Below are 22745 nucleotides of genomic sequence, written 5' to 3' on the forward strand. Positions count from 1 at the left end.
TGCAGGTGACGGCGGATGCAGCCGCCCTGGCGGCGGCGCTGGCGGACGGGCCCCGGGCCGCGGTGCTGGCCGAGGCGCCGCCCCCCGCCCTGCCCGCGGGCGCGGTGGCGCTCGCCAGCTTCGATTCGACGGTGGCGCATGCCGCGGCCTGCGCCTGCTGCGCCGGCCGGCCGCCGGCGGCGGCGGCGCTGGACCGGCTGTTCCAGGCGCGGGTGCGCAACCAGTGCCCCTGGTTCGACCGCGTGGTGGCACTGGCCGAGACGCCCGAGGCGCGGGCGCAGGTCGAAGCAAGCCTGCGGGAGGATGCGGTCACCGCGGCGCGGTTCCGGGCGGCCTGATGCCGACGGCCGTCGATCGCCGGGCGGCCTGCGCCGCAAACCCTGGCGACGCGGCATGAAGGGAACAGTCATGCCGTCGGCATCGGAGCGGATCGCGGGCGGGCGTTCACGCCCCTGCGCGTGAATCCGCCCTGCGACCAATGACCGGCGGCGGCCGGCGTGTTCCGAGGAACCCGCAAGCCGCCATGGCCGCAGGCCGGGATCGGGGCGGGCACCGGGCGCAGCGCGTCCGATCCACCCCGAACTCCACCCGCCAGGCCGGTCCGGCTCTGGCGCCGCTACTCCGCCTTGGCGCCGGAGGCGCGCACCGCCTCCCCCCATGTCGCCGCCTCGCGCCGGCGGAACACCGCCAGCGCCTCCGGTCCGAGGAAGATCGGCGAGATGCCCAATCGCCCCAGCCTCTCCTGCCAGTCGGCGCTCTCGGCAATGCGGCCGATCTCCCCGGCGAGGCGGGCGACGACCGGGGCGGGCAGCCCGGCGGGGCCGACCACGGCCCACCAGGCGACCATGTCGTGGCCGGCGACCCCGGCCTCCGCCAGCGTCGGCACCGCCGGCAGGGCCGGGCTGCGGCTGGCGCCGGACACCGCGAGGGCGCGCAGCCGCCCTGCCTCGATCTGCGGCAGCGGCGACTGCACGGGATCGAACATCGCCCGCACATAGCCGGCCACCACATCCTGCAGCGCCGGCGCGCTGCCGCGATAGGGCGCATGCTGCAGCGGCGCGCCGGTCAGGCTGCGGAACAGCTCCCCCGCCAGGTGGCCGGGCGTCCCCGCCCCGGCCGAGGCATAGGGCAGCGGCGAGGCCTGGGCCTTCGCCCAGGCGACGAATTCCGCCACCGTCCGCGCCGGCACGCCGGGATGGACGACGAGCGCGACCGGCGCGCCGGCGACCAGCGCCACCGGCGTGAAGTCGCGTTCCGGATCGAAGGGCAGCGTGCGGTAGAGCGCCTGGTTCACCGCCAGCACGCCGACATTGGATAGCAGCAGGGTGTGGCCGTCCGGTGCCGCGCGCGCCACCAGCTCCCCGGCCAGGTTGCCGCCGGCGCCGCCGCGGTTGTCCGCCAGCACCGGCTGGCCCAGCGCCTCGGTCAGCCGCTGCGCCAGCGGGCGGGCGACCAGGTCGGTCGGGCCGCCCGGCGGGAAGGGCACCACCAGCCGCACCGGATGGTCCGGCCGCCAGGCAGGCTGGGCGGCGGCCGCCGCGGGCAGCAGGCCGAGCGCCGCGGCGAGGGCCCGGCGCCGCATCAGCCGGCCCGCCGCAGCAGCTCGACCACCAGCCGTCCGGGATCCACCCGCACCCAGTCGCCGGTGCGCAGCACCGTCCGCGGGTCGGGCGACCAGCCTTCCGTGATGGGGATGCCGGCCAGCACCGCGCCCTGCACCATCACCGGGTTGGTGACGCCGAAGCAGAAGGCGCGCGGCGCGATGCCCTTGGCCTGGATGTCGAAGAAGGCCCAGCCGGCGGCGATGCCGCCCTTGGCGGTCGGGAAGAAGCAGATCCGGTCCTTGATCGACAGCCCCTCCAGCCTGTGGCCGGGCTTGGTGATCACCCCGCTCCAGCGGTCCAGGTCATAGCGCGGGGAGAAGCCTTCCTCGGAGACGATCGCCTCCCCCTCCACCACCGGGCCGAAGCCGCGGGCCAGCGTGATCAGCGCGGTCATGCCAGCCGCCCCGTGCAGGCGATCTCGACGCAGTCGGCGGTGCGGCGGAGGATGGTGCGGAAGCGGTGCGCGCCGATGATGTTCACGATCTTGGCGCTGTTGCTGACCATGTTGCGCCAGCCCTCGCGCTCCCGCATCTGGCTCAGGTTCTGCAGGATGTAGAAGCAGACGCCTTCCAGCACGCAGACGCCCGCGGCTTCCAGCGGCGCGAGGTAGCCGAGCTTGCGCGCCGCGCTGAGCACCCCGTTGGAGGAGGTGACGAAGACCGAGGTGCCGCGCGCCACCTGCCGCCCCGCGAACAGGCGCGCCAGGTCGCGCAGCTCGAACAGCGACAATTGCGGCCCGCTGAACACCACCAGCTTCGCATCGCCGGCGCCGAGGTCGTAGCCGGCATAGACCGCCGCGATCGCGGCATCGTCCACCGCCATGCGCTCCACGCCCGGCGGCACCGCGCCGTGGAACGCCGCTTCCAGCGTCGGCGCCTCCGGCGTCAGGCCGACGAAGTGGAACATGCCCATGGACCCGTAGGAGGCGAGCGCGCAGCCGAGCTGCTTCAATTCATCGGCCAGCGGCGTGCGGCGGAAGCCGGTGAAGACCGGCACGGCGGTGTAGCTCTGGTGCCCCTCCCCCACCAGCTTGCCGAGCGCGCCCCAGTCCGCGAGGTCGCCCAGCGTCGCCCCACCGATGTCCACGATGAAGCCGCCGCGCCGGTGCTCGTCGCGCTGGAAGCCGTAGTCCGGCGTGCGGCCGGTGATGGCGGCGGCCAGCGCGGCCGGCCCGCTCTCGAAATTCGTCCGCGCGCCGAAGACGCTGTTGGCATAGATGCAGGTGCCGGTGTCGCCCCAGGCGACCCGCTCGCCGAGATGCGGCTGATACAGCGTCTGGTAGTTGATGCAGGTATCGGTGGTCATCACCGCCATGCCCTGCAGGGCGGCGATCACCTGCCTCTCCTTGGCGCATTCCGCCGGGTCCTGGCCCAGGCGCTCCGCCCAGGCGAAGTCGATGCAGCGGGCATTGGTGGTCAGCGGGATGCGGGCCTTCGCGCCGGCGCGCTGCATCTCCTGCAGGAAGCCGAGGCCGGCATCGCCCAGCACCTCGATATCGCCCATCATATGGGCGTTGGTGATGGGGACCATGCGCGTCGCGCCGAAGAAGCGGCCGACCTCCACCTGGTAGGCCAGGGCGCGCTGCACCGCGGCACCCTCCGCCCCGTCCAGCATCGCCCGTTCCTCGGCGGTGAGTTCCATGCGGCGCGTCGCCCCCTTGTCGGCTGGTCCGGCAAGGCTACAGCGGCTTGCGTTCCAGAGCGAACGCCGCGCCACCGTAGAATGCTGGTTTCCGTGCGGATTCACGCTTCGGGCCGTTGACGTCCCTCCGCGATCCGCTCCAGCGCGGTTCCCGCCCGCACGCGAAGGCCGCGCCGCGGCGCCGGGTTGTCGCCGGAATAGCTGCAGGCGACGGGGGCGGCCCTGGCCGGCACCCGCGGCGCCGTGCCGCCGGGATCGAAGGCCGCACCGCCGGCAATCATCCCTTGCGGGGCGGCGTCAGGCCCGGGGCCGGCTACGCCCCTCCGCCATCCGCTCCAGCCGCGCCGCATGCCAGCGCAGATGGTCCTCCATGACGCTGGCGATGAAGAAGTAGGAGTGGTCGTAGCCGTCCTGCATCCGCAAGGTCAGCGGGATGCCGGCCCGGCCGCAGGCCTCGGCCAGCAGCCGCGGCTTCAGCTGGGTGTCCAGGAACCCGTCCGCCGTGCCCTGGTCCACCAGGATGTCGGGCACCCTCGCCCCGTCCTCGATCAGCGCGGTCGCGTCGTATTGCCGCCAGGCCGCGCGGTCGGGGCCGAGATAGTGGCCCAGGGCCTTCTCCCCCCAGGGGCAGCGCAGCGGCGAGCAGATCGGCGCGAAGGCCGAGACAGCGGCATAGCGGCCGGGATGGCGGAGCGCGATGGTCAGCGCGCCATGGCCGCCCATGGAATGGCCCATGATGCCCTGCCGCGCCAGGTCGGCGGGCAGCGCGGCGCCGACCAGCGCCGGCAGCTCCCGCTCGATGTAGCTGCGCATGCGGTAGTGCTTCGCCCAGGGGTCCTGCGTCGCATCGACGTAGAAGCCGGCGCCCAGGCCGAAATCCCAGGCGCCCTGCGGGTCGTCCGGTACGCCCTCCCCGCGCGGGGAGGTGTCGGGGGCGACCAGCAGCAGGCCGAGCTCGGCCGCGACGCGCTGCGCCCCGGCCTTCACGGTGAAATTCTCCTCCGTGCAGGTCAGGCCGGCGAGGAACCACACCACCGGCACCCTGTCGCCCGCCAGCGCCTGCGGCGGCAGGAAGGCCGCGAAGCGCATCTCCGTCCCGGTCTCGGCGGAGCGGTGGCGCAGGACGCGCTGCTCCCCGCCGAAGCAGCGCGCCCGGGACAGGGTCTCCAACGCCGCGCTCAGAACAGCACCACCGAGCGGATGGACTTGCCCGCATGCATCAGGTCGAAGGCGTCGTTGATCTTCTCGAGCGGCATGGTGTGGGTGATCAGGTCGTCGATGTTGATCTTCCCCTCCATGTACCAGTCGACGATCTTCGGCACGTCGGTGCGGCCGCGCGCGCCGCCGAAGGCGGTGCCCTTCCAGACCCGGCCGGTGACCAGCTGGAAGGGCCGGGTGGCGATCTCCCGCCCCGCCTCGGCCACGCCGATGATGATGCTCTCGCCCCAGCCGCGGTGGCAGCATTCCAGCGCCTGGCGCATGACGTTGACATTGCCGGTGGCGTCGAAGCTGAAATCGGCGCCGCCGCCGGTCAGGTCCTGGATGGCCTGGACGACCTTGTCGTTGCCGATCTCGGTCGGGTTGACGAAATGCGTCATCCCGAATTTCCGCGCCATCGCCTGCTTGGCCGGGTTGATGTCGACGCCGATGATCCGGTCGGCGCCGACCATGCGGGCGCCCTGGATGACGTTCAGCCCGATGCCGCCCAGGCCGAAGACCACCACATTGGCGCCCGGCCAGACCTTGGCGGTGTAGATCACCGCGCCGATGCCGGTGGTGACGCCGCAGCCGATGTAGCAGATCTTGTCGAAGGGCGCGTCCTCGCGGACCTTCGCCACCGCGATCTCCGGCAGCACGGTGAAGTTGGAAAAGGTGCTGCAGCCCATGTAGTGGAAGACGGTGTTGCTGCCGCCGCGCACGGGGTCGCAATGGAAGCGGCTGGTGCCGTCCGGCATCACGCCCTTCCCCTGGGTGCCGCGGATGGCGGTGCAGAGGTTGCTGCGCTGCGACAGGCAGGTTTTGCACTGCCGGCATTCCGGCGTGTAGAGCGGGATGACATGGTCGCCCGGCTTCACGCTGGTGACGCCGGCGCCGACCTCCCGCACGATCCCGGCGCCCTCATGCCCCAGGATGGCGGGGAAGAGCCCTTCGGAATCGAGCCCGTCCAGGGTGTAGGCATCGGTGTGGCAGACGCCGGTCGCCATCACCTCCACCAGCACCTCGCCGGCCTTGGGACCATCGAGCTCCACGGTCTCGATGGTCAGCGGCTTCTTCGCCTCCCAGGCCACGGCGGCGCGTGTCTTCATCCCTGTCCCCTCCGAGGCGCCGGGCATCCTGCGCCGCTGGCCGGACCTGCCCAAAGCACGTCCTCCGGCGCGGTGATGCCCCGGGCGCCGCCCCCTGCCAACCCGGACCGCCAGCCTAGAGCGGATCGCGGCGCGGGGTGAACGCCGCGGGGCGCGAATCCGTCCCGCCCCGGACAGCCGGGCGCGGATCGCGGCCGGGGCGGATGGCCCGCGCCCCCCGCGGTCCCGGCGCCGCCGGCGGCGCGGCGCCCGCGCCGGCTTCACCCGGAACTAACCTTTCCGTCGCACAGTGCCGCCGGAAGGATCCGGCAAGCGCCGATCGCGGAGGGGCGAGGATGCCCGGCGGCGCGGATCGGCGCCGTCCATGGGGGCAGGGCGACGCCCCGGCCGCGGCCGCGCCGTTCCGCCGGCGGGACAGGACAGGTGCAGGTCAACACCCTCGGGCCCGGGCAGCGGCCGGCCACGCCAGGCCTGCTGCCGAAGCTGACGACGCAGCAGATCGCCGGCCTGTCGGCCGAGGTCTTCGCGCGGGTGGCGGACCGCGACATCGCGGCGCTGGGCACCAGCCAGCTGGCCGCCATCCAGGCCACCGGCATCGGCCGGCTGTCGGCCCGCGCCATCGCCGCCATCGCGCCGGACCGGCTCGCGGGCCTCTCCACCGCCCAGGTCGCGGCGCTGCAGGCAACCCAGGTGGCGGCGCTGCAGCCGCGGCAGATCGCGGCGCTGGATGCGACGCGCATCGCGGCGCTGGGCGCCACCCAACTTCGGGCGCTCGGCGCCGGGCAGCTCGCCGCCCTGCAGGCGACGGCGCTGGCGGCGCTCGGCGGCATGCAGCTCGCCGCGCTCGGCCCGGCGCAGCTGGCCGGGCTGCGCGGCACCCAGCTCGCGGCGCTGTCGGCCACCACCCTCGCATCCCTGTCGACCGACCGGATCGCCGCCCTCTCCGCCGGCGCCCTCGCCGCGCTCGACACCGCGCAGGTGGCGGCGCTGCGGACCGACCAGCTGGCCGCCCTCTCCCGCGCCCAGGCCGCCGCGCTGACCGCCACGCAGATCGGCGTCCTCGGCTCGGCGCAGGCGGCGGCGCTGGCGCCGGACCGGCTCGCCGCCTTTTCCGCCACCGAGATCGCCGCCCTGTCGCGGACGGCGGTGGGCGCGCTCTCCGCCACCCAGCTCGGCGCGCTCGGCGCCGGCCAGGTCGCCGCCATCGAGGCGAGCGACATCGGCGCGATCTCCGCCACCGGCCTCGCGGCCATCGCCGCGGCGGGGCTGACGCTGCTCAATCTCAGCCAGGTGCAGGCCATCGCCGCCACCCAGCTCGGCAGCCTCAGCACCACGCAGATCCGCGCCTTCGGCGCCGTCCAGGCGGCGGCGCTCACCGCCACCCAGGTCGCCGGCCTCGCCGCGACGCAGCTCGCCGCCCTCTCGGCCGCGGCGGTGGCGGCGCTGGGGACGGACGGGCTGCAGGCGCTCTCGGCCTCCCAGCTCGGCGCGCTCGGCACCGGCCAGGTCGCGGCGCTGCGGGCCAGCCAGGCGCCCGCCCTGTCCACCACCGCGCTGCAGGCGCTGTCGGCCACGCAATTCGCGGCGCTGGCGCCGGGGCTGCTGGCGGCGCTGCCCGCCGACCGGCTGGAGGCGCTGGGCACCGCCCGCATCGCCGCGCTGGGCACCAGCCAGGTGGCGGGGCTGGCCGGCACGCAGCTGGCGGCGCTGTCGGCCATCGCGCTCGGCGCGCTCGGCCAGACGCAGTTCGGCGCCCTGTCGGGCATCGCGCTGCAGGCGCTGGGCAGCACCGCCATCGCGGCGCTGGGCACCACCCAGATCGCCGGGCTGACGCGCAGCCAGGCCACGGCGCTGCTGGCGACGCAGATCGGCGCGCTCGGCGCCACCCAGCTGGCCGCGCTCGGCACCACCCAGCTCAACGCGCTGAACGCGACGCAGGTGGCGGCGCTGACGGCGACGGCGCTGGCGGCGCTGGATGCCGCGCGGCTGCCGGCGCTGTCGGCCGCCGGCATCCAGGGCCTGGCGGCGACGACCCTGGCCGGCTTCGACGATGCCCGGCTGGGCGCGCTGGCCACCAGCCAAGTCGCCGCGCTCTCCGCCACCCAGGTCGCGGCGCTGGCGGCCACGCGGCTGGCGGCGCTGTCCGACACCCAGCTCGGCGCGCTGTCGGCCGGGGCGGTGGCGGCGCTGGACCTGGCGGCGGCGGCGACGCGGCTCGTCGCCCTCCGTCCGGCGCAGCTTGGCGGCGTGACCGCCACCCAGCTTTCGGCGCTGCCCGCCGGGCAGCTGGCCGCGCTGAGCAATACCCAGCTCGGCGGCCTCGGCGCCACCGCGCTGGGCGGCCTGGCGGCGACGGAACTGGCAGCGCTCGGCACGAGGCTCGCGGCGCTGGCGGCGACGCAGCTGGCCGGGCTGTCGGCGACCCAAGGCGCGGCGCTGGACACGGCGGCGCTCGGCGCGCTGTCGGCCACGCAGCTCGGCGGCCTGTCCTTCGCCGCCACGCGCTCGCTCTCCGCCACGCAGCTCGGCGCGCTGAGCGGCACGCAGCTCACCGGCCTCGGCACCGGGCAGCTGCTCGCGCTCGGGACGGCCGGGCTGGCCGCGCTGTCGGCCACCCAGTTCGCGGCGCTGACCGCGACGCAGATCGGCAGCCTGTCGCCGCAGCAGCTTGGCACGCTGGGCACCGACCAGATCGCGGCGCTGGACCGCACCGACATCGCCGCCCTGGGGTCGGACCAGGTGCCGGGCCTGACCGCCACCGGCATCGCCGCCCTGGCGCCGACCGCCTTCGCCGCCATCGGCACCGCGGCGGCGCAGGCGCTGGGCGCCGATCAGCTGGCGGCCATCACCACCAGCCAGCTTGCCGCCCTGCGGCAGGCCGGCGCCGCCCCCTTCTCCCGCACCCAGCTCTTCCAGCTCTCGCCCGACCAGCTGGCGGCGCTGTATGGCTGAGGCGCCGGCGGCCAGCGCCTGCCGGTGAGCGCCGGGGCGCGGCCGCCGATCGATCCCGGGGCGGCAGAGCCGCCAGGACCGGCGCGCGGCGGCGCGCCGCCGGCCCTCGGGGCGCCGGGCCTTCAGCCGTCCAGGTCGCCGGCCGCGCCATAGGCCATCCAGCCGCCATCCACCGGCAGCGTGACGCCGGTGACATAGCTGGCGGCCGGCGAGGCGAGGAACCAAGCGACCTCGGCAATCTCCTCCGGCCGGGCCAGCCGGCCGAGCGGGGCGCGGCGGCCGATGGCGCCGGTATCGACCCTGCCCTCGCGCTCCAGCGCCTCGACCAGCGCGGTCCGGACATAGCCGGGGGCGATGGCGTTCACCCGGATGCCGCCCCGCCCCCATTCCGCCGCCAGCGTCCGGGTGATGGCGATGATGCCGGCCTTGGCCGCGGCATAGCCGTTGCGCCGCGGCAGGCCGGTGAGGCCGGCGATGGAGGCGAGGTTGACGATGGCGCCGCCGCCCGCCGGCAGCATCGCCTTCGCCGCTTCGCGCGACGCGGCGAAGGTGCCCTTCAGGTGGATGTCGAGCTGGCGGCCGAACAGGTCCGTGCCCTGCTCCACCGTCGGCAGGAAGCTGTCGGCGATGCCGGCATTGTTCACCAGCACGTCGAGCCGGCCGAAGGCCGCGGCGGCCTTCCCCACCATGGCGATGACCTGCGGCTCCACCGCCACGTCGCAGGCGATGCCGAGATGGCCCTCGCCCAATTCGCGGGCGCGGGCGACCGCGGCATCCCCGCGCAGGTCGGCGATCGCGACGCGGTGGCCGCCGGCGGCGAAGCGGCGGGCGATGGCCCAGCCGATCCCCTCCGCCCCGCCGGTGACCAGCACGGCTGGCCTGCTCTCCTGCGGCATCGCTGCCTCCTCCCCCCCCTGTGCCTCGGCGCAGCTTGGCGCGGCCGGGGCGGCACCGGAAGCCGGGCGGCGGGGCCAGGGCCGGCGGGCCGCCCCCCGGCCCGGCCTGGATGCCGGGCGGGGCGGTCGCGCCGGCAGGCGGGCGATCGGCGCCCCGTCAGAAGACGCCCATGGCCAGGCCGGCGGCCAGCGCCGCGCCGAGATCCGCGCAGCGCGCCAGATCCCCGGGCGGCAGCGCCTTGGGCGCCAGGATCGCCTCCGGCGTCTGGGCCCGGGTGACGAGGATGAGCGGGTCCGCCACCGGCCGCAGGCGCCAGCCGGTGCAGATGCGGGCCAGCTGGCGGGCGGCGCCGGTGCCGTCGCTGCCGGCGGCGATCAGGGCGGCGTAGGGGCGGCCATTCAGCCGGTCGAGCACCGGGTAGTAGCAGCGGTCGAGGAAGTCCTTCATCCCGCCCGAGAGCGCCGCCAGGTTCTCCGGCGCCGCGAACAGGTAGCCATCGGCGCCCAGCAGGTCCTCCGGCCCCGCCGCCTCCGCCGGCAGCAGCCGGGTCGTGGCCTCCGCCGCCGCCGCGGCGGTGGCGGCCTCGGCCATCTGGCGGGCGGCGCCGGTGCGGGAGTGGTAGACGACCAGCAGAGTTGGCATGCAGGGGCAGATGGGGCGCCGTCGCCCCGGAAGGAGCCCGCCGCATGCCCCTCTCGGCCTATCTCGCCGGCCCGGATGTCTTCCTGCCCGATGCCGCCGGCCATGCCCGGCGCAAGGTGGCGATCTGCGCCCGCCACGGGATCGAGGGGCGGCCGCCGCTGAACGAGGACGTGGCGAGCCTGGCGGCGATGCCGGAGGCCGAGGCCTGGCGGGTGATCTTCGCCAAGGACCTGGCGATGATGCGGGACTGCGACATCGCCATCGTGAACCTGACGCCCTTCCGCGGCGCCTCGGCCGATGCCGGGACGATCCTGGAGCTGGGCTGGTTCCTGGGCGCCGGCAAGCGCGCCTTCGGCTATTCCAACAGCGCGCAAGGCTTCACGGCGCGCAGCGCGGCGCAGGTGGCGGCGGTGCCGGACCCGATGCCGGGGCTGACGGTGGGCGGCTTCGGCCTGCCCGACAACCTGATGATCCCGGGCGCGGTGCTGTGGTCCGGCGGGCTGCCGATGGTGGTGCCGGAGGACGGGGTGGACCGCGCCTTCGACAGCCTGGAGATGTTCGAGCGCTGCGTCGCGCTGGCGGCGGGGGCGCGGTAGGGGGCGGCGGGCCGAGGCCGGCCCCGGGCGGGACGCGCGGGCCTTCCCGCATCCCTCGCGCGCCCGGACGGCGCCCGATGCCATTCCGCGGCGCAACCGGCGCGGCGGCCGGCGCCGCGCGGGCCGCCGGGCTCAGGAGGGTCGCTGGTGGTGGTCCTCAGTCGCCATGGCGTTCGGCATCAGTTCCGCGAGCGCCGCGTCCAGCGCCATCCTCAGGACACCCGATGCGATCCGCTGGTCCCCGGGCGGCAGGCAGCCCAGCAGGCCGCCGCTTTCGAGCAGGTACAGGAAGGCGGCCCGGACGTTGCGGTTCGTGGCCAGCGTGGCGAGCGTGCCGATCGAGAGATCGAGCAGGAGCAGCCGGACCCGCGCCTGGACCTGATCCGTCAGCAGGGACCACCGGTCCGGGACGCCGCGCTGCCCGGGGCGGCCGATGCGGGATTCCGGCCCGGCCGGTGGTCCCGGCCGGGGCCGGGAGGGGCATCTGATACCCATGGGGACGGCACCCGGACGTGATGGCGTCCGGTACGCCCATGGCCGGCTGCCGGCCATCGGGATTCCCCTCCCTCAGGGCTCAGGGAATTCCCTGTCGGGGACAGGCCAGGCGGAGGGTCCGGGACCGCGGGTCACGACGCCCCGGGGCCGAGCCATCCCTGTCCGACGGCATAGCGGACCAGGGCCACCCTGTCGGTGAAGCCGAGCTTCTCCATGCCGCGCGCCTTGTGGCTTTCGACGGTCTTGCCGCTGATGCCCATCGCGGCGGCGATCGCCTTGTTGCCGTAGCCCATGGCGGTGAACCGCAGCACGTCCGCCTCGCGTTCCGACAGGCCGTCGGCATCGGGCAGGGCCAGGCCGGACGGGCCCGCGCCGCCGACGAAATACCCCGCCACCGCCGAATCGATGAAGGTCTCGCCCCGCGCCACGGCATGGATGGCGCGGACGAGTTCCACCCGCGTGGACCGCTTCAGCAGGTAGCCGCGCGCCCCCGCATCCATCACCCGCCGGACATAGGGCCTTTCCTCATGAACGGAGAGCATGATGCAGCGGCAGGACGGGCAGGTCCGCGCGGCGGCCTGGATCACTTCCATGCCGTTGAGGCCGGGCATCGAGAGATCCAGCACCGCGACCTGCGGGCGCAGGGCCTCGATGCGGGACAGCGCCGTCCGGCCATTCGCCGCCTCGCCGACCACGGCGATGCCCGGCGCGGCGGCCAGGAGGCTGTGCACCCCTTCCAGGATCAGGGGATGGTCGTCCGCAAGGAAAACGGAGATCGCCGTCACGCTGCCGTCCCCGATGCGAACCAAGGTATAGGGCACACCCGCAATGACTCCCGAGGGAATTCGTGCTGGTGTCCGCCCTTCTCCCGCCGGGGCATGGCGCATGCCGGAGTCACCACCGCGCTTCGGCGCCGCCGACCTCACGAATTGCGACCGCGAGCCGATACACCTGCCGGGGTCCATCCAGCCGCATGGGGCCCTGCTGTCGCTGGAAGCCGGCACCACCGTGGTGCGCCAGGCGGCCGGGGCAACCGCGCGCCTCCTGCGCGCCGACCCCGGCCTGCTGCCGGGTTGCGAGGCCGGCAGCCTCCTGCCCGCGGCCCTGGCCGAGCGCCTCCGGGGCATGGACCTCCCGCCCGGGCAGCCGCCCCTGCACCTGGCCCGGCACCGCCGGGACGACATCGAGATCGACGTCCTCGTGCACCGCTCGGGCCCGCGGCTGGTCGTGGAGTTCGAGCCGATCGAGGCCCCCGAGCCGGCGGATGCGTTCGCCACCGGCAAGCGCTGCATCGAGCAGCTGCGGGGGGCCACGACCCTCGATCAGCTCTTGGACCTGGCCGTCGCGCTCCTGCGGTCCCTCACCGGCTTCGACCGGGTGATGGCCTACCGCTTCCAGCACGACGAGTCCGGCATGGTCGTGGCGGAAGCCCGCGGCGCGGGGGCCGAGAGCTTCCTCGGCCTGCGCTACCCCGCCTCCGACATCCCGGTGCAGGCGCGGACGCTCTATCGCCGGAACTGGACGCGATACATCCCGGATGCGCTCTACCGGCCGGCCCCGCTCTTCGGCGGGCCGGCGGAGCCGCCGCTCGACCTGTCGATGAGCGTGCTGCGCAGCGTCTCGCCGCTGCACCTCGAATATCTCGGCAACATGGGGGTGCAGGCGTCGCTGTCGCTGTCGCTGCTCGTCGCCGGGCGGCTGTGGGGCCTGATCGTCGGCCACCACCGGACGCCGCGGTACCTGGCGCCGCGGACGCGGGCGCTGTGCGAGATGATCGCCCAGGCGGTCTCCGCGCAGGTCGAGGCCCTCTCGGTCGCCGTCGGCATGCGGGCGCGGCTGAGCGCCGCCCGGGCGCAGGACGCCTTGCTCGGCGAGATGAGCGGTTATGACGGGATCGCGCAGGGCCTGAAGCGCGTCCTGCCATGCCTGCAGGACTACCTGCCGGCCGAGGGCGTCGCCCTCTGGGTGGATCGGGACTTCACCGGCCTGGGCCGGACGCCCGGGGTGGCGAGCGTCTCCAAGCTCGTCGGCTGGCTCGACGAGAATGCCACCGACGGGGTGTTCCACACCGACTGCCTGCCGGAGATCTGCCCCGAGCTGGCGCAGGAGGCGGAGGTGGCCAGCGGCCTGCTCGCGCTCTCCGTCTCCCGGTCGTCGCGGGACTACATCCTGTGGTTCCGCGGCGAGATGCCGCGGCAGGTCACCTGGGCCGGCAATCCCCGGAAGCCGGTCGAGACGACGCGGGACGGCAAGCGGCTGACACCGCGCCGCAGCTTCGCCGCCTGGCACGAGACCGTGCGCAACCATTCGGCCCCCTGGGAGGCGCATGAGGTCGAGGCGGCGCGGTCGCTGCGCACCGCCCTGCTGGACGTGGTCCTGCAGCGCATAGACCAGCTTGCCCAGGCGACGGAAAGGGCCCGGATCAAGCAGGAGCTGCTGACCGCGGAGCTGGACCGGCGGCTCGAGCAATGGCAGGGCGTCGTCGGCGAGCTGCAGGCGGAAGGCCGCCGCCGGGCGCGCGTCGAGGCGGAGCTGTCCCAGGTGCTGCGGCGGACCGTCGAGGACCAGGAGGAGGAACGCCGGCGCATCTCGCGCGAGTTGCACGACACGGCCGGCCAGACGCTCACGCTGCTGCAGATCGGCATGGACCAGCTCGCCGAGGACTACCCGGCCGACCAGCATCTCGCCGCCAGGATCGGGGCGCTCAAGGCCACCGTGGCGACCCTCAGCGGGGAGCTTGGCCGCATGGCGCGGGATCTCAGGCCGACCATGCTCGACGACCTCGGGCTGCAGGCCGCGCTGGGGGTCCTGGTGGAGGGGCTGCAGGAGCAGACCGGCATGCGGATCGGGTTGCGGGACGGCATCGGGTCCCGGCGGCTGCCGCCCGATGTCGAGACCTGCCTCTACCGGGTCGCGCAGGAGGCCCTGACCAACATCGTGCGGCATGCCGGGGCGACGCGCGTCGACATCGCGCTCGACCTGACCGGCCAGGACGCGGTGCTCGTGGTCGCGGACAATGGCCGGGGCTTCCAGCCTGCGGGGGCGGCCGGCAGCCGCCTGCCGGGAAGCCGGCTCGGCCTGCTCGGCATCCGGGAGCGCGTCGCGCAGGTGGGCGGCCGCGTCGCCATCGACACGACGCCCGGGCGGGGCACGCGGCTGGCGGCGACGGTGCCCGTCTGACCGCAGGAGGAGGAGGCGACGGGGCCCCGCACCGCGACCGGCCGCCGCGGCGCGTGCGGGGCCGTCCCGGGGTCCCGGCCGGCCCCGCGCCCCGGCGTCCCGCCGCGCTGGACAACCCCGCCCCGCCCGTGCATCCCGCCCGCATGCGCCCCAGCATCGGCATCGATTTCGGCACCACCAACAGCGTGGTGGCCGCCCTGCGTCCGGACGGGTCCGTCGCCACGCTGGCGCATGACGCGGGCGCGGTCTTCCGCTCCGTCCTCTGCCTCTGGCTTGCCCAAGGGGGCCAGGGCGGGGGCAAGGCCGGCGGCACGCGCCATGCCGCCGGGCCGGCGGCGATCGAGGCCTATCTGGAAGACCCGCTCGCCTCCCGCCTCATCATGTCCATGAAGTCCTACCTGGCGCAGCGCAGCTTCCGCGAGACGCGCATCCATGGCCGGGCCTGGACGCTGGAGGCGCTGGTCGCCGCCTTCCTGCGGGAGTTGCTGGGCCCCTTCGCCGCCGACCTCGCCGGTGCGCGGGTGGTGGTCGGCCGGCCGGTGCGATTCGCCGGGGAGACCGCCGATGACGGCTTCGGCGAGGAACGCCTGCGCGCCGCCTTCGCCGCCGCCGGCCTGCCGGAGGTGCAGGTGGCGCTGGAACCGGCCGCCGCCGGGCATCGCTTCGCCGCCGGGCTGGACCGGCCGGCGACGGTGCTGGTCGGCGACATGGGGGGCGGCACCAGCGACATCTCCCTGCTGCGGTTCGAGCCCGGGCCGCCGCGGCGCGTCACGCCGCTCGGCCATGCCGGCGTCGGCATCGCCGGCGATGCGCTGGACTACCGGATCATCGACCGGGTGGTCTCGCCCCGCCTCGGCAAGGGCGACCAGTACCGCGTCTGGGGCAAGCCGATGCCGATCCCGGTCGGCTGGTACCTGTCCTTCGCGCGCTGGCACCAGCTCTCCCTCATGCGGGCGCCGAAGGTGCTGGCCGACATCGCCGAGGTCGCCCGCACCGCCGAGCACCCGGAGAAGCTCCGCCACCTGGTCATGCTGGTGGAGGAGGAGGCGGGCTATGCGCTCTACCGCGCCGTCTCCGGCGTGAAGGCGGCGCTGTCGCGGGCGGACACCGCCATGCTGGACTTCCGGCACGAGGAATTCGCGGTGCAGGCCGCGGTGGCGCGGGCGGAATTCGAGGCCTGGATCGCCGCCGACCTGGCGCAGATGGATGCGGCGGTCGAGGCGGCGCTGGCGGATGCCGGGCTGGCGGCCGCGGCGGTGGACCGGGTGTTCCTGACCGGCGGCACATCCCTGGTGCCGGCGGTGCGGGCGCTGTTCGAACGCCGCTTCGGGGCGGAGAGGATCGCCGGCGGCGGCGAATTCGTCTCGGTGGCCGAGGGGCTGGCGCTGATGGGCGCCGAGGACGCCGCGCCGCCCCAGGCGCCGCAGGCGGCGCCGCTGTAGCCCCGCGAGCCGGGGGGGGGGAGGATCCGGCGCCCCGCGGCCCGGACGGGGGCACCATTGGGCCGGCCGCGCCCCTGGCGGCCGGGGGCGATCCGGGCGAGGCAGCCGGTGCCGTCCTGGCCCTGAACGCCCTGGCGCCGCGACGCGTCGCCGGGGCAGCGCCGTTCCGGCCTGCCGCCCAAGGGCCGCTGCCGGCTTGCATCCTTTCGCCGCGCCGGCCGTTCCTGGCCGGGACCCGACAAGCAAGGGAGCACGGCACATGAGCGGCAACGCGGCGCAGGTGAAGGAACACATGGAAGTCGTCGGCAGCGACGGGAAGCATGTGGGCACCGTCGACCACCTCGATGGCGACCGGATCAAGCTGACGAAGAAGGACGACCCGGACGGCAGCGGCCAGCACCACCACTACATCCCGGTCAGCGCCATCGCGGCGGTCGAGGGCGGCAAGGTGACGCTGTCCATGCCCGCCGACCGGGCGAAGGCCCAGGCGACCGGCACCGGCGGTCCCGGCCAGGGGCCCGGCATGAGCCATTGAGGGTTTCGGGCATGGCGCTTGCTAGCCTCGGGGCAACCGGAGAGGAGCAGGTCCCATGCCCGACATCTATGCGCAGCGCGGCTATGGCAGCCGCCCCCAGGGCTTCGGAGCGAAGCCCGGGCTGGTGGTGGTGGATTTCCAGCGCGGCTTCATCGACCCCGACTTCCCCATGGGCGGCGCGCCCATGGTGGACGCGGCCGTCCGCGCCACCGTCCCGCTGATCGAGGCGGCGAAGCGCGCCGGCCTGCCGGTGGTCGCCTGCGTGAACGGCTATCACAGCCCGCGCGCCGCGCCGCATTGGAAGGCGGCGCCGGTGCTTGACCTGCTGCAGGGCACCCCTTCGGTCGAGCTGGACCCGCGCATCGCCGCGGCCGGGCCGGATGTGGTGCTGATGAAGTCGGCGCCGTCCATCTTCTTCGCCACGCCCGCGGCCGCCATCCTGACCAAGGAACGGGTGGACACGGTCATCGTCACCGGCTGCATCACCAGCGGCTGCGTCCGGGCCAGCGTGATCGACGCCTTCTCCCTGGGGTTCCGGGTGATGGTGCCGCGCGACTGCGTGGGCGACCACGACCAGGCGGCGCATGACCAGAACCTGCTGGATGTCGAGCGGCGCTATGCCGATGTGCTGGACAGCGCCGCCTGCATCGCCGAGATCGAACGCTGGCGGATGAGCAACACCGCGTCGCTCTGACAGGAAGGTCGGGGAGAGGGTATCCTCCCCGAACCCCTCATCCGTTTCTGGACGTTTGCGGGACCAGGCCCACAGGACGCAAAGGTGGGGTTCGGGGAGGAGATGCCGTTTCCTCCCCGACCTTCGCCGACGGGAGAGAGACGATGCCAAAGGAGATCCTCTGCGCCTTCAGCATCCATTGCGATGCGGTGGCGGGCTGGCTGGGCAGCTACATGGGGGAGGACAGCCCGGGCGACATCAGCCGCGGCGTCTTCGCCGCCGAGGTCGGCATGCCGCGCATCCTGAAGCTGTTCGAGCGCTTCGGGCTGACCCAGTCCTGGTTCATCCCCGGCCACACGATCGAGTCCTTCCCCGAGCAGACGGACATGGTGGCCAAGGCCGGCCACGAGATCGGGCTGCATGGCTACAGCCACGAGAACCCGCTGGCCCTGTCCCGCCAGCAGGAAGAGGCGATCTTCGACAAGTGCATCGGGCTGATCGAGAAGCACTGGGGGCGCCGGCCGGTCGGCTATGTCGCGCCCTGGTGGGAGGTGAGCGCCACCAGCATCGAGATCCTGGTCGAGCGGGGCATCGCCTACGACCACAGCCTGATGCACCACGACGCCACGCCCTACTATGTCCGCACCGGCGATGCCTGGACGCCGATCGACTACGCGAAGCCCGCCGATGCGTGGATGAAGCCCTTCACCAAGGGCAAGGTCACCGACCTCGTGGAGATCCCGGCCAGCTGGTACCTGGACGACCTGCCGCCGATGATGTTCATCAAGAAATTCCCGAACAGCCACGGCTATGTCTCGCCGCACCAGCTGGAGCAGATCTGGCGCGACCATTTCGACTTCATCTACCGCGAATACGACTATGCCGTGGTGCCGATGACGATCCACCCGGACGTCTCGGGCCGGCCGCAGGTGCTGCTGATGCTGGAACGGCTGATCGGCCACATGCTGAAGCACCCCGGCGTGCGCTTCGTGACGCTGGAGGAGATGGCGGCGGATTTCCGCAAGCGGAACCCGAAGGCGGCCGCGTGACGGCGATGGCCGGGGGCGCCGCGCCCCCGGCCCTGCCTTAGCTCACCAGGGCCGGGCGCCGCTGCCGCCAGGGCATCGCGCGCTCATAGGCATCGCCGACGCGCAGCACCGTCGCCTCGTCGAACAGCCGGCCCACCACCTGCAGCGACAGCGGCATCCCCTCCCCGGTGAAGCCCATGCAGAGCGACAGGGCCGGGTTGCCGCCGACATTGAAGGCGGTGGTGTAGCTGGACTTGGTGAACAGCGTCTCCGGCGGCACCGGCTGAAGCGTCTTCGCCGGCTCGCCGGTCGGCAGCATCAGCACATCCACCGTCCGCAGCACGGCCTGCATGCGCTGCGCCAGCACCGTGCGAAGCCGCATGGCCTGGACGTAGTCCTCCGCCCGCACCAGCCCGCCGGCGATGATGCGGAAGCGCAGGCTGTCGCCGAACAGCGCCGGCCGCCGGCGCAAATCCTCGGCATGGATCGAGAACAGCTCGGCGATCGCGATGATCTTCTTGCTGTCGTCGTATTGCGCCAGCGGCGGCAGCTCCACCGGCACCACCTCGGCGCCCATGGACTTGTAGGCGTCCAGCGCCGCATCCAGCGCGGCGCGCGTGACGGCGGAGGCCGGCACCTCCTCCTCGATCCACTTGTAGGGCACGCCGATGCGCAGGCCGCGCACATCGCCGGTCAGCGCCGCGGTATAGTCCGGCACCGGCACATCCGCGCAGCCGGGATCGCGCGGGTCGAAGCCCGCGACGACATTCATCAGGATCGCCACATCCTCCACCGTCCAGGCCAGCGGCCCGGCATGGTCGTGGCTGAAGCAGTTGGGCAGCACGCCGCGGCGGCTGACGCGGCCATAGGTCGGCTTCAGGCCAGCGATGCCGCAGGCGGCCGCCGGGCCACGGATGGACCCGCCGGTGTCGGAGCCCATGGTCGCCAGCACCATCCCCGCCGCGACCGAGGCGCCGGAGCCGGAGGAGGAGCCGGCCGGGTCCTTGTCCAGGTCCCAGGGGTTGCGGCAGGGCGGGAAGAGCACGTCCCAGGAAGGCCCGCCATGCGCGAACTCCCAGGTCGCCGCCTTGCCGAGCAGCACGCCGCCGGCGGCGGCGAGCCGTTCCTGCGCGTCGCAATCGGCGTCCGGCACGTAATCGGCCAGCTGCTTCGACTGCGCGGTGGTGCGGATTCCTTTGGTCTCGAAAATGTCCTTCAGGTTGTAGGGAATGCCGTGCAGCGGGCCGCGGTGCCGGCCGGCCATGATTTCCGCCTCGGCGGACTTCGCCTCGGCCAGCGCGCGCTCCCGCGTCAGGGTGACGAAGCTGCAGAGCCTGTCGTCCACCGCATCCACCCGCGCCAGGCAATCCTGCAGCAGCTCGACGGGCGAGAGGTCGCGGGTGGCGATGCGGCGCGCGGCCTCCGCCAGGGTGAGGAATTCCGCCATGGCTCAGCCTTCCCGCGCGAAGGTGGTGGGGACGAAGACATGCGCGGGTTCGTCGCCGCGCGGCCGGTCCTTCGGGATGCGCGCGGCCATGGCGCGCACATGCTCCCAGGCCAGGCGCAATTCCTCCAGGTGCTGTTGGGGCAGGTCGCCCATGCCGGCCTGGATGGCCAGCACGCGCAACTCCTCCGCCGTCGTCTCCTCCATGGTGTTGTCCCTTCCCGCTTGCGCCAAACTAACACCGGTCCAGGCCGGGTGCCGGCCTGGCGGGTGGAGTTTGAGGAGGGCAGAGCCCTCCTCAATCGTCAGCCCAGCAGTGCCTTCCGTGCCCAATCCGGCTCGCTGTCGATCACCGGCGCGACCGCCGCGGCGATGGCGAGCAGCTTCCCGTCCGACAGCCGCGGCCCGACGATCTGCACGCCCACCGGCAGGCCGCGCGGCCCGCGGATGGCGGGGATGCCGATGCAGGGGACGTGCAGCAGGGTCCAGATCACGTTGAAGATCCAGTTCCCCACGGTGTGCAGGCCTTCCGGCGCCTCGCCCGGTGCGGCCGGCGTCAGCACCACGTCCAGCTTGGGGCCGAACAGCGCGTCGAAGACCGGGCGGCAGCGATCGGCGAGGTTGTAGGCCGCCAGCACCGCGGCCGGGTCCTGCGCGGCGCGCGCTTCCACGCGTTCGCGGATGTCGGCCGCCAGCAGGTGGGGGGCGCCGAGGTATTCCGGCAGGAAGGACGCCGCGCCCTCGTGCCGGCCGATCAGGTCGCGCGCCGCCGGCAGGCCGGCGAAGTCGGCGGGCAATTCCAGCGGCTCGACGATCGCGCCCGCGGCTTCCAGGCGCCGCGCCGCGGCCTCCAGCGCGGCGGCACCGGCCGGCTCGATCCGGTCCCAGACGGGGCTGCGGCAGAGCCCGACGCGCAGGCCCTTCACGCCGACCGCGGGCGCATCCAGGCCCGGCAGGCGGAAGGCCTCCGCGACCAGCGCCATGTCCGCGACCGAGCGGCCGAACCAGCCGACCGTGTCGAGCGAGGCGGCCGACATGCGTAAGCCCTCGCGGCTCGCCAGGCTCCAGCTCGGCTTCATGCCGTAGAGGTTGTTGAAGGAGGCCGGGCGGATGTGGCTGCCCGCGGTCTGGGTGCCGAAGGCGAGCGGCACCTGGAAGTCGCCGACCGCGGCGCCGGAGCCGGAGGAGGAGCCGCCGGGCGTGTGCTTGAGGTTGAACGGGTTGCGCGTCAGCGCCTTCCGCCCGCCGCTGGCGAATTCCACCGTGTCCGTCTTGCCGAGGATCAGCGCGCCGGACTGCCGCGCCACGGCCACGCAGGCGGCGTCGCGGCCGATCATCGCATCCGGGTAGATCGGTGAATTCTGCGTCGTCGGCATGTCCGCCGTGTCGATCACGTCCTTCACGCCGAAGGGGATGCCGTGCAGCGGGCCCTTGGGCGGCAGCTTGTCCAGCTCCCGCGCCCGCCGGATGGCGAGGTCGGGGTCGAGGAAGAGCCAGGCCTTCACCTCCGCGTCGCGGGCGGCGATGCGGGACAGGCAGGACCGGACCAGTTCCTCGGCGGAAAGCTGGCGGTCGCGGATCAGGCGGGCGGCCTCGGCGGCCGAAAGGGCGAAGGGTTCCATCAGGCGATATCCACGGTGGTGAGATCCTGCGACCAGCTCTGCGCCTGCACGAATCCCTTCACCCGCGGCGCCAGCGCGCGCGGGTTCAGGTCATGCACGATGAAGGCCCAGAGGGCGTTGTCCACGAAGCCGGCATGCAGTTCCGCCAGCAGCGAATCCTGCTTCTCGGTGTCGAACTCCACCTCGGCGCGGGCGGCCAGGTCGTCCATGCGCGGGTCGCTGAACCAGCCCCAGTTGAGCCCGATGGGCGGGTTGCGCTTCGACCAGACCGCGTCGATCAGCGCGGACGGCTCGGCCGAGCCGAGCGAGTTGTTCAGCCCATGCATCCCGCGGTTCTCCGGCGCCATGGCGCCGCTGCGGCGGCGGCCGCGCAGCGTCTCCCATTCCAGCACCTCGAAGCGCAGGTTGATGCCGATCTCGGACAGGCCCTGCTTGATCGCCTCGTTCATCGGCAGCGGCTGCATCTGGCCGGACCCGCTGGTGGAGATCAGCACCGTCGCGTTGCAGGGGTTGCGCGGGCCATAGCCGGCGGCCTGCAGCAGGCGCCGCGCCTCCCGCGGGTCGTGCCGCAGCGCGAGTTGCGGCTTGCCGAACCAGGGATCGTTCGGCGCCACCATGCCGGTCGCGGCCATGGCGGTGCCGCCCAGCAGCGCCACCAGGCCCTCGCGGTCCATGCCAAGGTTGATCGCCTGCCGCACCCGGACATCCCGGAACGGGCTGTCCGGCAGGCAGGACAGCAGATAGGGCCAGACATGCGGATAGCGGTTCGCCACGATCTGCATGCCGGCCTGGCGCAGGCGCGGGATGATGTCGGGGGACGGCGCCTCCACCCAGTCCACCTGGCCGGCCATCAGCGCGGCGGCGCGGGTCAGCGCATCCGGCATCGGCACCACCACCAGCCGGTCGCAGCGCGGGATGCGGGCGCTGTCCCAGTAGCGGCCGTTGCGGACGAACTCGATCCGCTCGCGCGGCGCCACCTTGTCGATGCGCCAGGGCCCGGTGCCGGAGGGGTTCAGCGCGAAGCGGTCCCAGTTGCCGCCCACCTCCCGCCAGCGGGCGGGGGAGGAGATGAAGACCGAGACCAGCTTGTAGGGCAGGTTGGCGTTCGGCTCCTTCGTCACGATCTCCAGCGTGCCGGCATCCAGCGCGCGGTAGGATGCGATGGGCGCGACGAAGCTGGCGGCCTGCGCCGCCTGCGCCGCGTCGAATTGCGGCGCCGCCTTGTTCATCACCTTGTCGAGGTTCCAGACCACCGCCTCGGCGGTGAATTCCGAGCCATCGTGGAAGGCGACGCCCTGCCGCAGCCGGAAGGTCCAGCGGGTGCGGTCGGCGGGGTCGGCCTGCCAGGTCTCCGCCAGGCCGGGCCGCAGCCTTGCCTTGACGTCGCCGCGCGACAGGTCCCAGGCGGTCAGCGCATCATAGGCGGTGATGCCGGCGAAGCGGATGCCCTCGGCGCCCTGGTTGGGCTGGCCGGTGGTGGTGGGAATGTCGGCCGCGGTCATCGCGACGCGCAGCACCTTCTCGGCCGCCTGGCCCGCGCGCGGCAGCGCGCCCAGCATCGGCGTGGCCGCGAGACCCGCGGAGAATGTCCGTCGCAGCATGGTCAGCCCCCGGTTTTCGGTGCTGCCGTGCGGTGCTGGTGCGTCCCGGGCCGGCATCCTGCGCCGCAGCATGGCCAGGGCGCAAGG

21 protein-coding genes are annotated in these 22745 nt (G+C 73.8%); 8 read left to right on the forward strand and 13 right to left on the reverse strand.

All coding sequences use genetic code 11. The annotated features are described in order from the left end of the window. The coding region (locus tag E2C05_RS32955; protein WP_158292072.1) for a hypothetical protein at positions 1-338 on the forward strand (338 nt) is incomplete at its 5' end. A 278-nt stretch (positions 339-616) separates the two neighbouring features. Here E2C05_RS32955 and E2C05_RS11845 read toward each other — a convergent pair. The 5 genes from E2C05_RS11845 to E2C05_RS11865 all read right to left on the reverse strand — a co-directional run bounded on the left by E2C05_RS11845 (position 617) and on the right by E2C05_RS11865 (position 5551). Then, a complete protein-coding gene (locus E2C05_RS11845) occupies positions 617-1582 on the reverse strand; it encodes a Bug family tripartite tricarboxylate transporter substrate binding protein (RefSeq protein WP_133219842.1) in 966 nt (321 codons plus the stop codon). Then, complete coding sequence (locus E2C05_RS11850) at positions 1582-1998, reverse strand: aconitase X swivel domain-containing protein (protein ID WP_133219843.1); 417 nt, start codon at positions 1996-1998, stop codon at positions 1582-1584. The genes E2C05_RS11845 and E2C05_RS11850 overlap by 1 nt, the downstream gene beginning before the upstream one ends. Beyond that, a complete protein-coding gene (locus tag E2C05_RS11855) occupies positions 1995-3245 on the reverse strand; it encodes an aconitase X (RefSeq protein ID WP_133219844.1) in 1251 nt (416 codons plus the stop codon). The genes E2C05_RS11850 and E2C05_RS11855 overlap by 4 nt, the downstream gene beginning before the upstream one ends. A 297-nt stretch (positions 3246-3542) precedes the next feature. Continuing rightward, a complete protein-coding gene (gene fghA, locus E2C05_RS11860; RefSeq protein WP_133219845.1) occupies positions 3543-4415 on the reverse strand; it encodes an S-formylglutathione hydrolase in 873 nt (290 codons plus the stop codon). Positions 4416-4423: 8 nt separating this feature from the next. Next, entirely contained in the window at positions 4424-5551 is a 1128-nt protein-coding gene (locus tag E2C05_RS11865; RefSeq protein ID WP_133219846.1) for an S-(hydroxymethyl)glutathione dehydrogenase/class III alcohol dehydrogenase, read from the reverse strand. Positions 5552-5974: 423 nt separating this feature from the next. On the opposite strand from E2C05_RS11865, the gene E2C05_RS11870 reads away from it, so the two are divergent. After that, positions 5975-8503, forward strand: a complete 2529-nt coding sequence (locus E2C05_RS11870; RefSeq protein ID WP_133219847.1) for a hypothetical protein — start codon at positions 5975-5977, stop codon at positions 8501-8503. Between the two features lie 122 nt (positions 8504-8625). Here the strand turns inward: E2C05_RS11870 and E2C05_RS11875 are convergent, their stop codons facing one another. Both E2C05_RS11875 and E2C05_RS11880 read right to left on the reverse strand, forming a co-directional pair. After that, positions 8626-9399 (reverse strand): glucose 1-dehydrogenase, encoded by a 774-nt coding sequence (locus E2C05_RS11875; protein WP_133219848.1) that lies wholly within the window; start codon positions 9397-9399, stop codon positions 8626-8628. Positions 9400-9556: 157 nt separating this feature from the next. After that, positions 9557-10042: a flavodoxin family protein gene (locus E2C05_RS11880; protein ID WP_133219849.1), complete on the reverse strand. Its 486-nt coding sequence runs from the start codon at positions 10040-10042 to the stop codon at positions 9557-9559. A 44-nt stretch (positions 10043-10086) separates the two neighbouring features. Between E2C05_RS11880 and E2C05_RS11885 the strand changes: the two genes are divergently transcribed. Then, the gene (locus tag E2C05_RS11885) at positions 10087-10638 is read left to right on the forward strand and encodes a nucleoside 2-deoxyribosyltransferase (RefSeq protein WP_133219850.1); all 552 of its coding nucleotides are present in this window, start codon (positions 10087-10089) and stop codon (positions 10636-10638) included. A gap of 132 nt (positions 10639-10770) precedes the next feature. Here E2C05_RS11885 and E2C05_RS11890 read toward each other — a convergent pair whose 3' ends face one another. Beyond that, on the reverse strand, positions 10771-11133 hold the full coding sequence (locus E2C05_RS11890; protein WP_133219851.1) for a hypothetical protein: 363 nt from the start codon (positions 11131-11133) through the stop codon (positions 10771-10773). Positions 11134-11264: 131 nt separating this feature from the next. Next, on the reverse strand, positions 11265-11954 hold the full coding sequence (locus E2C05_RS11895; RefSeq protein ID WP_200306579.1) for a response regulator transcription factor: 690 nt from the start codon (positions 11952-11954) through the stop codon (positions 11265-11267). A 64-nt stretch (positions 11955-12018) separates the two neighbouring features. Here E2C05_RS11895 and E2C05_RS11900 point away from each other — a divergent pair, with 64 nt between their 5' ends. From E2C05_RS11900 to E2C05_RS11920, 5 genes are all read left to right on the forward strand, one after another. Beyond that, entirely contained in the window at positions 12019-14313 is a 2295-nt protein-coding gene (locus E2C05_RS11900; RefSeq protein WP_133219852.1) for a GAF domain-containing protein, read from the forward strand. Positions 14314-14456: 143 nt separating this feature from the next. After that, entirely contained in the window at positions 14457-15755 is a 1299-nt protein-coding gene (locus E2C05_RS11905; protein ID WP_133219853.1) for an Hsp70 family protein, read from the forward strand. Between the two features lie 259 nt (positions 15756-16014). Next, entirely contained in the window at positions 16015-16290 is a 276-nt protein-coding gene (locus E2C05_RS11910; protein ID WP_133219854.1) for a DUF2171 domain-containing protein, read from the forward strand. Between the two features lie 55 nt (positions 16291-16345). Further along, positions 16346-16984 carry an isochorismatase family protein gene (locus E2C05_RS11915; protein ID WP_133219855.1) on the forward strand — a complete coding sequence of 213 codons (639 nt, stop codon included), beginning with the start codon at positions 16346-16348 and terminating at the stop codon, positions 16982-16984. A gap of 143 nt (positions 16985-17127) precedes the next feature. Beyond that, on the forward strand, positions 17128-18012 hold the full coding sequence (locus tag E2C05_RS11920) for a polysaccharide deacetylase family protein (protein WP_133219856.1): 885 nt from the start codon (positions 17128-17130) through the stop codon (positions 18010-18012). A 37-nt stretch (positions 18013-18049) separates the two neighbouring features. On the opposite strand, the gene E2C05_RS11925 is transcribed toward E2C05_RS11920, so the two are convergent. From E2C05_RS11925 to E2C05_RS11940, 4 genes are all read right to left on the reverse strand, one after another. Continuing rightward, positions 18050-19438, reverse strand: a complete 1389-nt coding sequence (locus tag E2C05_RS11925) for an amidase (protein ID WP_133219857.1) — start codon at positions 19436-19438, stop codon at positions 18050-18052. 3 nt (positions 19439-19441) lie between these two features. Next, a complete protein-coding gene (locus E2C05_RS11930) occupies positions 19442-19642 on the reverse strand; it encodes a hypothetical protein (RefSeq protein WP_133219858.1) in 201 nt (66 codons plus the stop codon). Between the two features lie 98 nt (positions 19643-19740). Further along, on the reverse strand, positions 19741-21057 hold the full coding sequence (locus tag E2C05_RS11935) for an amidase (protein WP_133219859.1): 1317 nt from the start codon (positions 21055-21057) through the stop codon (positions 19741-19743). Then, positions 21057-22658 (reverse strand): ABC transporter substrate-binding protein, encoded by a 1602-nt coding sequence (locus tag E2C05_RS11940; RefSeq protein ID WP_133219860.1) that lies wholly within the window; start codon positions 22656-22658, stop codon positions 21057-21059. Before E2C05_RS11940 ends, E2C05_RS11935 begins: the two co-directional genes overlap by 1 nt. Positions 22659-22745 lie beyond the last annotated feature (87 nt).

Source organism: Paracraurococcus ruber, assembly GCF_004353985.1.
Lineage (GTDB): Bacteria > Pseudomonadota > Alphaproteobacteria > Acetobacterales > Acetobacteraceae > Paracraurococcus > Paracraurococcus ruber.

Bases quoted from the DNA above. Each gene is read 5' to 3' on its own strand.
- E2C05_RS11845 (WP_133219842.1), bottom strand. From the start codon at position 1,582: ATGCGGCGCCGGGCCCTCGCCGCGGCGCTCGGCCTGCTGCCCGCGGCG.
- E2C05_RS11850 (WP_133219843.1), bottom strand. From the start codon at position 1,998: ATGACCGCGCTGATCACGCTGGCCCGCGGCTTCGGCCCGGTGGTGGAG.
- E2C05_RS11855 (WP_133219844.1), bottom strand. From the start codon at position 3,245: ATGGAACTCACCGCCGAGGAACGGGCGATGCTGGACGGGGCGGAGGGT.
- E2C05_RS11865 (WP_133219846.1), bottom strand. From the start codon at position 5,551: ATGAAGACACGCGCCGCCGTGGCCTGGGAGGCGAAGAAGCCGCTGACC.
- E2C05_RS11875 (WP_133219848.1), bottom strand. From the start codon at position 9,399: ATGCCGCAGGAGAGCAGGCCAGCCGTGCTGGTCACCGGCGGGGCGGAG.
- E2C05_RS11880 (WP_133219849.1), bottom strand. From the start codon at position 10,042: ATGCCAACTCTGCTGGTCGTCTACCACTCCCGCACCGGCGCCGCCCGC.
- E2C05_RS11885 (WP_133219850.1), top strand. From the start codon at position 10,087: ATGCCCCTCTCGGCCTATCTCGCCGGCCCGGATGTCTTCCTGCCCGAT.
- E2C05_RS11890 (WP_133219851.1), bottom strand. From the start codon at position 11,133: ATGGGTATCAGATGCCCCTCCCGGCCCCGGCCGGGACCACCGGCCGGG.
- E2C05_RS11900 (WP_133219852.1), top strand. From the start codon at position 12,019: ATGCCGGAGTCACCACCGCGCTTCGGCGCCGCCGACCTCACGAATTGC.
- E2C05_RS11905 (WP_133219853.1), top strand. From the start codon at position 14,457: ATGCGCCCCAGCATCGGCATCGATTTCGGCACCACCAACAGCGTGGTG.
- E2C05_RS11910 (WP_133219854.1), top strand. From the start codon at position 16,015: ATGAGCGGCAACGCGGCGCAGGTGAAGGAACACATGGAAGTCGTCGGC.
- E2C05_RS11915 (WP_133219855.1), top strand. From the start codon at position 16,346: ATGCCCGACATCTATGCGCAGCGCGGCTATGGCAGCCGCCCCCAGGGC.
- E2C05_RS11920 (WP_133219856.1), top strand. From the start codon at position 17,128: ATGCCAAAGGAGATCCTCTGCGCCTTCAGCATCCATTGCGATGCGGTG.
- E2C05_RS11925 (WP_133219857.1), bottom strand. From the start codon at position 19,438: ATGGCGGAATTCCTCACCCTGGCGGAGGCCGCGCGCCGCATCGCCACC.
- E2C05_RS11930 (WP_133219858.1), bottom strand. From the start codon at position 19,642: ATGGAGGAGACGACGGCGGAGGAGTTGCGCGTGCTGGCCATCCAGGCC.
- E2C05_RS11935 (WP_133219859.1), bottom strand. From the start codon at position 21,057: ATGGAACCCTTCGCCCTTTCGGCCGCCGAGGCCGCCCGCCTGATCCGC.
- E2C05_RS11940 (WP_133219860.1), bottom strand. From the start codon at position 22,658: ATGCTGCGACGGACATTCTCCGCGGGTCTCGCGGCCACGCCGATGCTG.